Annotated in this window: 8 protein-coding genes and 1 pseudogene; 3 read left to right on the top strand and 6 right to left on the bottom strand. The window is 42.6% G+C overall.

Going from position 1 to position 7,925, the window contains the following annotated elements; genetic code table 11:
• Positions 1 to 96 precede the first annotated feature (96 nt).
• Complete coding sequence (locus AB6735_RS16820; RefSeq protein ID WP_370997010.1) at positions 97 to 870, bottom strand: MerR family transcriptional regulator; 774 nt, start codon at positions 868 to 870, stop codon at positions 97 to 99.
• Positions 871 to 1,157: 287 nt separating this feature from the next.
• Between AB6735_RS16820 and rplS the strand changes: the two genes are divergently transcribed.
• Positions 1,158 to 1,505 (top strand): 50S ribosomal protein L19, encoded by a 348-nt coding sequence (gene rplS, locus AB6735_RS16815; protein ID WP_076376620.1) that lies wholly within the window; start codon positions 1,158 to 1,160, stop codon positions 1,503 to 1,505.
• A 608-nt stretch (positions 1,506 to 2,113) separates the two neighbouring features.
• Here the strand turns inward: rplS and AB6735_RS16810 are convergent.
• The 4 genes and pseudogenes from AB6735_RS16810 to AB6735_RS16795 form a co-directional block, all read right to left on the bottom strand.
• A pseudogene (locus tag AB6735_RS16810) lies at positions 2,114 to 2,767 on the bottom strand (phosphatidylserine decarboxylase family protein); the annotation flags it as partial.
• Positions 2,768 to 2,905: 138 nt separating this feature from the next.
• Positions 2,906 to 3,706 (bottom strand): phosphatidate cytidylyltransferase, encoded by an 801-nt coding sequence (locus AB6735_RS16805; protein ID WP_370997008.1) that lies wholly within the window; start codon positions 3,704 to 3,706, stop codon positions 2,906 to 2,908.
• 133 nt (positions 3,707 to 3,839) lie between these two features.
• Positions 3,840 to 4,052, bottom strand: a complete 213-nt coding sequence (locus AB6735_RS16800; RefSeq protein ID WP_166095338.1) for a DUF2007 domain-containing protein — start codon at positions 4,050 to 4,052, stop codon at positions 3,840 to 3,842.
• On the bottom strand, positions 4,052 to 4,996 hold the full coding sequence (locus tag AB6735_RS16795) for a lysostaphin resistance A-like protein (protein ID WP_370997007.1): 945 nt from the start codon (positions 4,994 to 4,996) through the stop codon (positions 4,052 to 4,054). The genes AB6735_RS16800 and AB6735_RS16795 overlap by 1 nt, the downstream gene beginning before the upstream one ends.
• A gap of 40 nt (positions 4,997 to 5,036) precedes the next feature.
• Here AB6735_RS16795 and dusB point away from each other — a divergent pair, with 40 nt between their 5' ends.
• Both dusB and apaG read left to right on the top strand, forming a co-directional pair.
• On the top strand, positions 5,037 to 6,029 hold the full coding sequence (gene dusB / locus AB6735_RS16790; RefSeq protein ID WP_370997006.1) for a tRNA dihydrouridine synthase DusB: 993 nt from the start codon (positions 5,037 to 5,039) through the stop codon (positions 6,027 to 6,029).
• Between the two features lie 46 nt (positions 6,030 to 6,075).
• Positions 6,076 to 6,462: a Co2+/Mg2+ efflux protein ApaG gene (apaG, locus tag AB6735_RS16785; protein WP_370997005.1), complete on the top strand. Its 387-nt coding sequence runs from the start codon at positions 6,076 to 6,078 to the stop codon at positions 6,460 to 6,462.
• A 106-nt stretch (positions 6,463 to 6,568) separates the two neighbouring features.
• Here the strand turns inward: apaG and AB6735_RS16780 are convergent, their stop codons facing one another.
• Positions 6,569 to 7,600 carry a YXWGXW repeat-containing protein gene (locus tag AB6735_RS16780; protein ID WP_370997004.1) on the bottom strand — a complete coding sequence of 344 codons (1,032 nt, stop codon included), beginning with the start codon at positions 7,598 to 7,600 and terminating at the stop codon, positions 6,569 to 6,571.
• Positions 7,601 to 7,925 lie beyond the last annotated feature (325 nt).

Genomic DNA, 7,925 nt, shown 5'->3' with positions numbered 1-7,925 from the left:
AAGAAGCAAAAAGAAAGCTTCAACAATAATAACAACCTATATTATTTGTTGAAGCTAATCTAAAGGCAATGACGCATTTATTAATTGGAAAGTTAATTACTTCAATTTATGCTCCGCAAAGTAAAGCATGCTGTTACGCATAAATATCGCAAAATCAGAGTCGGTTTTTCCATCGGTTGCTGTATATCTTTCATCGGCAACATATAGTTCAGCCAGGCCTTTATACGTTTCTGCCCGAAGGTCTGTTGGATCACTTACACCCCAAAAGCTGCGGATATTGGCATAATGATGGGCTATTTGTTCCTGTACCAAATCGCTTTCAGGCTCATGATTACGCAGTAGCTGAAGTTGATGAGCGATATTTTTTTGATCGGCCTTTAAGCGATCGAGGTCGAGCTTGTCCATTTCGCGCAGGGCATTCTCAGATCGGAGTACGGTATCTTCGCCCCATTTATCCATAGCCTCTTTGCGCCATGCGGCGGCTTGTTCTTTGGGAAGGCCTTCATATAATTCTTCCAGGTTGTTCATGGTTTTGTTTTTTAAGTTAATAATGGTTTTGTCAATGGTTTTCAGCAGTGTATTTAAACGGTCGCGCCTGGCCAGCAGGGCAGTCTTATGACCGGCAAGGGCCTGCACCAGTTCAAAATCCGGATCCTTTAAAATTTTAGCGATCTCTTTTAAAGGAAAATCAAGCTCCCGGTAAAAAAGTATCTGCTGTAGTCGCAACAACTCATCAGCCCCATATTGCCGGTAACCTGCCTTTGTACGTATGGCGGGTTTTAATAAAGCCATTTGGTCATAAAGATGAAGTGTGCGCACACTTACACCTGCCAGCTTTGCAATTTGTTTAACTGAATAATTTAATTTCATATGCCTGAGCCATTTGTTTGATCGCAAAGCTATGGTATCACGTAGGGTAAGAGTCAAGAACTTTTTGAAAAAAGTTTCTACTCGATGGCTTTAGCGCTATATTTGTTAACTTTTATCTGCTCAAAAGCCCCTTGTGGCTTATAAAAACGGGCCCAACTTTGTCTGCATTTTGTTAGTAAAAAACAAAATGTGGAAATTTTTAAAATACACTTTTATATATTAAAAAAAATCCCTATAATTGCAATCCGATTTTTACGGGCTAAAAATCGCTTTAAGAGCTAAAAATCATGGATTTAGTAAAATTTGTTGAAGAGCAATCAGTAGAAAAAAAGCAGTTTCCTTCCTTTAAGGCTGGTGATACTGTAAGTGTACATTATAAAATCAGAGAAGGAAATAAAGAACGTGTTCAGCTTTATCAGGGTGTTGTTATTCAACGTAACAGTACCGGAAATAATGAAACATTTACCGTTCGTAAAGTTTCAAATGGTATAGGTGTTGAGCGTATCTTCCCTATCAACTCTCCAAACATTGATAAAATTGAAGTGAACAGCGTAGGTAAAGTACGTCGTTCTAAACTATACTACCTGCGTGCCCTTACCGGTAAAGCAGCCCGTATCAAATCAAAAAGAGTTTAATTTCCCTTCTCCGTTTATAGCGGAAAAGTATTTGATATTGCAAAAGGCCTTTCTGGATATTTTATCCGGGAAGGCCTTTTTTATGGCGAAAAATTTTATTCGCCTTGTTAACGCTTAGCTTACTGGCGATTGTATGTTTGATTCCCTCTCCGCGCGTCATTGAGGTACGAAGCAATCTATATGCTACACAGAGCGTAATGATAAGTTTAAACTAAGCAAATTGACCTGCCTAAGTAGAGATTCGTGCCTCGCAATGACGCGGGGATTAACAGCTTAAATTATAGCGGATTAAACACAAAAAAGCCGGTCATTGACCGGCTTCTACTATATATCGCAATAATTAATTATTCCTGTTTGCCTTTAGGCTTGGGCGCTTTAGCGGCCGGTTTTTTAGGTGCGGCTTTCTTTACAGGCTTTTTAGGCTCTTCGGCTTTGGGGTGATCAATTACCAACGGTAATTCGCCTTGATGGACCTCATTTTCAATTACGGTTGGTTCTTCTTCTGCTACCGGTTTTTCTTCTGCTACCGGGGTAGTTAACGATTCCATGGATACCGGTTTAATGGAGGCAGTTTCTTCGGCAGCGGTAACAGTAGTTAAGGCGCTGGGCAACTCGGCCAGTACGGTACGACCGCCTTTAACCACATCGCCAATGTTTACTAATATTTTGGAGCCCAGGGGCAAAAATACATCCACCCTTGAACCAAATTTAATAAAGCCAAATTGCTGCCCCTGCTCCACAATATCGCCTTCTTTTACATACCACACAATACGACGGGCCAATGCGCCGGCTATCTGCCTGAACAACACGGATACGCCTTCTCTGTTTTGTACAACAACGGTAGTGCGTTCGTTTTCGGTTGAGGATTTAGGGTGCCAGGCCACCAGGTATTTGCCTTTATGGTATTTAAAATAACTTACCACACCCGACATCGGGTTGCGGTTTACATGTACGTTTACCGGCGACATAAAAACGGATAGCTGGATGCGCCTGTCTTTCAGATACTCGGTCTCGTCGGCTTCTTCAATAACTACTACCTTACCATCGGCAGGGCAAAGTACCGTGGTTTCGTTTGTACTGATATCAAAAAACGGACTGCGGAAAAACTGCACAATAATTACAAACAGCAGGAATGATAAAATGTATACGATCCATTTTAATGTGTGTGCCTGTGGTAGGTAGAACTGTATGAGAGCATTTAATACAAAAATGAACAGTACAGTAATGGCCAGTGAGGTATATCCTTCTTTATGAAAAGTCATAGTATGGGGTTGATTATTTTTTTGGTATCAAGTAGTTAGTATCAAGTATCAAGACCATTTGCAAAGTAATAAAAAAAAGTGCTCAAAAAATCTTGATACCTGATACTCGCTACTTGATACTAACTTATTGCAAAACTACTAATTTGAAATGAAGTAGAGGTACGCGTAAACAATAGGGGCCGCTAATAAAAGTCCGTCGAACCTGTCGAGCAGGCCACCGTGTCCCGGTAATATGCCGCCGCTGTCTTTTACGTTGATACTCCGTTTAAACATGGATTCTACCAGATCGCCCATGGTGCCGAAGCATGATATTAAAACGGCTATGCTTACCCATTGTTTCCAGGAAAGCTCCACGTAATAATGGCTCATGATCAATGCGGCTATCGCGCTGATCAGCACGCCGCCAAAAAAACCCTCCCAGGTTTTCTTGGGCGAATGACGTTCAAACAGCTTGGTGCGCCCAAACGCGCGACCAGCCAGATAGGCCCCGGTATCGTTACTCCATAACATGATCAAAAAGCCCATAGGGATATGAAAGTTAAAATGACCATTCATAAATGCCATAGCGTGGAAAAACAGAAATGGTACTACAGCCAAAAGGATTCCCAAAAAAGTAAAACCCAGGTTGCTGAATGGCGCCGGCGATTTTTTATACAATTCCTGTATATAAACAGCGCTTAAAGTTACCGGCAAAAAAAAGATGAACTTCCAGGCCGGGAAATAACATTGAGCCGCGAAAAACAGGAATACCAGGAAGCCGTTGATCAGGCCACTTTCGCGGCTGGGCTTAAAGCCGCCTTCGCGCACCAGTTTGTAAAACTCAAACAGGCAAAACGAGGTAAGGATTGTGTAAAATGCACTGAATACATAAGAGCCCAACAAAACGGAGCCCAGCATTACAATAACAAAAAAGAAGCCGGTAATGGCACGTACTTTCATTAATTTTGAATTAGTGATTGGGTGATTTTTGGAGCAAAGAGCAAGAATATTCGGAGTAAGGATTTTTTTATCTTTTCTGTATTCATCTTTTGTTCCTATAAAACCATCGGTCTAAATATCCTTGCTCCCAAAATCATAAACTAATTTGATTGAGGATCATGATCTCGATGGCTTTGCTAAAATCCTCCTGGTGAATGTATACTTCGATATTGCCAAAAGCTTTGTGTGATGAATCCTGCTTGTTGATCAAAACCGTATCGATGTGATGGCCGGTAAGTACCTGTTTAACAATTTCTGATTGATAAAAATTGGACGAGGTAAAAATTTTGATCCAGCCTTTTTCCATTAAAAATCAAACATGGGCTTTTTACGTGCTATATTCCTGTATATATAAAGCAAAATTAAAATAAATATTAAGCTAAACACATAGGCACCATAATTAAATACGTGCTGGTCATCCGGGTTTAGGTTAATAAGTTTGTGCTGATACAGGTAAGTAATAAGCACCGCCGAGCCATTGTTTAAAAAATGCGCCCATACACTTGTCCATACGCTGCCGCTCCAGGCAACAAAATAACCAAAGAAAACTCCCAGAGCCACACGCGGCAGAAACGAAAAGAACTCCATATGAAAAGCGCTGAATGCGATGGCCGTGATCCAGATAGCAGCATGGATATTGCCTGTCCATTTAATAAATATGGTTTGGATACATCCACGGAATAAGAATTCTTCGGCAATGGCGGTTAATAAGCCAACTACAAGTATCGCAAAAAGCAGGTCCCCGATGTTTTTCATGCTCAGCATGGCTTCAGTAGCTTTTTGGGCTTGCTGCTCCATGGCGCGCATCAGATCTTCAATGGCTTTAAGCGGGGCGGGTAAGGTTAGTTTTTGATTGATATTTACCAATACTTCCATCACCGGGGATGAAAACAACATGATCGAGAATATCAATACAAATAAAACAGGCGGAAAACTAAAGGTAGGCTTTAAATAAGTTGATGTGTCACGCACAATGAAACGTGCAAAAAGTACCGGGACGGCAAATAGCGGAATGGTGGTGCTTACAATCTGCAAAATCCATAAACCGTTTTTTACATTTGGGTTTGCGATGTTAAAGGTGCCTACATCTGTCCAGGTTTTTGCTCCATAAAGCACGGTGGTGATGCCCTTGGCTACAAAATAACCTATCCCGGGGACAAAGATCAGGAAGAAGAAAAGGAGCAGTAATTGTAATAACGGATGTATATCAGTCTGATAAGGTTTTATATCCTTAATGGGGTCTTTTATCATTTGGTGTAAAATTCGTATTTTTGCAACGCTAAAGATAAGGATGTCTGTACAAATAGGAAATATTGATTTAGGTGAGTTCCCGCTGTTGCTGGCGCCGATGGAAGATGTGAGCGACCCTCCCTTCCGTTATGTGTGTAAGCAAAACGGTGCGGATATGATGTATACCGAATTTATCTCATCTGAAGGATTGATCCGTGATGCCGCCAAGAGCAAGCAGAAACTGGATATATTTGAGTATGAACGCCCTATCGGTATCCAGATATTTGGCAGCGATATTGACCATATGCGCGAGGCTACCGAAATTGCATCGCTTGCAGGGCCCGATCTGATGGATATCAACTATGGCTGCCCGGTAAAACAAGTGGCCTGCCGCGGTGCCGGCGCCAGTTTATTACAGGATATTGACAAAATGGTAGCCATGACCAAGGCCGTGGTTGAAGCTACGCACCTGCCCGTGACCGTAAAAACGCGCCTGGGCTGGGATGACAATACCAAAAACGTGTATGAAGTTGCAGAACGTTTGCAGGATGTGGGGATAAAAGCCCTCACTATTCATGGCCGTACACGGTCACAAATGTATAAAGGCGTGGCCGATTGGTCGCTGATTCGTGATATTAAGAAGAACCCCCGCATACAGATCCCGATATTTGGCAATGGCGATATTGATTCCCCGGAGAAAGCCGCTAACTGGCGTATGGAGTTTGGTGTTGACGGTATGATGATAGGCCGTGCCGCTATTGGTTATCCCTGGATCTTCCGCGAGATCAAGCATTTTTTTAATACCGGCGAGCATCTGGATAAACCAACCATTACCGAGCGTATAGCTGCCTGTACCACCCATTTACAAAAATCAATTGAGTGGAAAGGGCCTAAAACGGGCGTTTTTGAGATGCGCAGACATTACTCCAACTACTTTAAAGGCATCGAGAACTTTAAAGAATATCGCATGAAACTGGTAACCGCCGGTACTTTGGAGGAGCTCTATGAAATTTTAGCAGAAATTGACGAAAAATATACTGTTGAAATGGCGTAATATTTGTTTAGATGTTTATATTTGGAACTAAACAGAAACAATTCACATGGTTACTACTATAACTGAGGGTGTTAAGGTTTCTATCGAGACCGTATATCAGCCCGAATATTCAAACCCGGCTAATGACCACTTTATGTTTGCCTACAAGGTGAATATCGAAAATATGAGTAACTATGCCATACAGCTCATCAGCAGGCATTGGTATATTTTTGATTCGAACGGCGCCAAACGTGAAGTGGAAGGTGAAGGCGTAGTAGGCCAGCAACCCGTTATTGAGCCGGGTCACGCGCATGAGTATGTATCTGGCTGTAACCTTAAAACCGATATGGGCAGCATGAAAGGCGAGTATCAGATGAACCGTTTGTTGGATAACGCCTCCTTTAACGTGCAAATACCCGAATTTTACCTGATCGCCCTGTACAGGATGAATTAGGATTCAGAGTCAAGAAATTAGAATCAAGAATTAAGACATATAAAAAGCCCGGTTGATTTATCAACCGGGCTTTTGCGTATATATAGAATTGATTTGGGGAAAGCGATTACCGGTGCCTTTCGTGCTCCTGCGGTCTCGGATTGGCATGCGGTCTTCCGGGTGCAGGATGACGTACCAACTGTCTTGGTGCACGCGCCATGTTGTTACGTTGCTGGTTTTGGGCCGGTTGCCGGTTATTGCCCGCATTAAGGTTATTTGCCGTTTGCCACTGATGCGGGGCTTTTGCAGTCTGATCGGCAGATGGTGCATTTCTATTTGCATTATCCTGATTAGCATGGTTGTCGGCGTTGTTGTTCACTTGCTGACGATTACCCCGGTCGGCATTGTTATTTGTGGCATCCGGCGATGAGGCCCTGGCCCTGCGGCCTTCAGTATTAAAACGGTTGCCACCCACCTTGTTCATAGCTGCTGTAGCCGGATGACCGTTATTGGCTGATGCAAACTGGTTGTGATCTTTACCCGCCACCTGCTGGTGATTGATCTGATCGTTGGTAGGTTGTACGTGCTGCTCGCGGGCGGCAGCCAGTTCTTCTGGTCTGGCCTGGGCATTTACGCCGCCCGGTCCATTAAAACTGGTATGGTTGTTATTTACTGTTACGTTGTTATTGATAACCGTTTTGTTAATATAAGTATTGTGTACCACGGTATTATTTACGTTAACCACAGCGGTATTGTACTGAAAGGAGTTGCCTGCCCATCTGCCGCCAACATAACCTGCACCGCCATAACCATAGCCATAGTTTACACCGCCGTAAAAGCCAATGTGCCGGCCCCAGTAACCCTGGTGAAAAATATAGATGCCGCCATCATAACCCCAATAACCAGGTGTCCATAAAAAACCAACACGCGGAGGAGCTACCCAAACACCTGGTACCCAGTAATATCCACCATCATCGGTATATGCCCAGTAGCCCGGGGTCCATAAATAGCCGTCAACGGGGCATGGGGGTTGTGTGTAAACCGGCAGGGCAGGTGGCGCTATATGTACCGATAAGCCTATACTTACCTGCGCGTAAGTTTTAACGGTTGCTAATGTGGTAACCAAAAGCAGCGTTAATATTTTAATGGTTTTTTTCATTGGAGTAATTTGTTTTTTAATGGTAATGAAGCTATCATGATCTTCACATTTATGCCCTTGCGGGGAGGTGGTAGATCATGATGGTTTCATGTCGATAAATTTTAACCAAACCTATCGGGGTAACATGAATATTACATTAAGATTTACCAGTGGCTTTATCGCTCTTCATAAAAGCTTCATAAATTGTAAGGCATTGATAATTAGTTAGGTATGGCATGGGTGTGTCTGGGCAATAGATAGTAAGACTTGCCGAAGTTTTTAAAATTTGATAAGACTTTAAATATGTGTCTTAAACACATGTAACATGCAAAAGATACAAACCGTA

The sequence above is a fragment of the Mucilaginibacter sp. RCC_168 genome (genome assembly GCF_041355315.1).
Classification (GTDB): Bacteria; Bacteroidota; Bacteroidia; order Sphingobacteriales; family Sphingobacteriaceae; genus Mucilaginibacter.
This window is presented reverse-complemented; position numbering and strand designations above follow the sequence as displayed.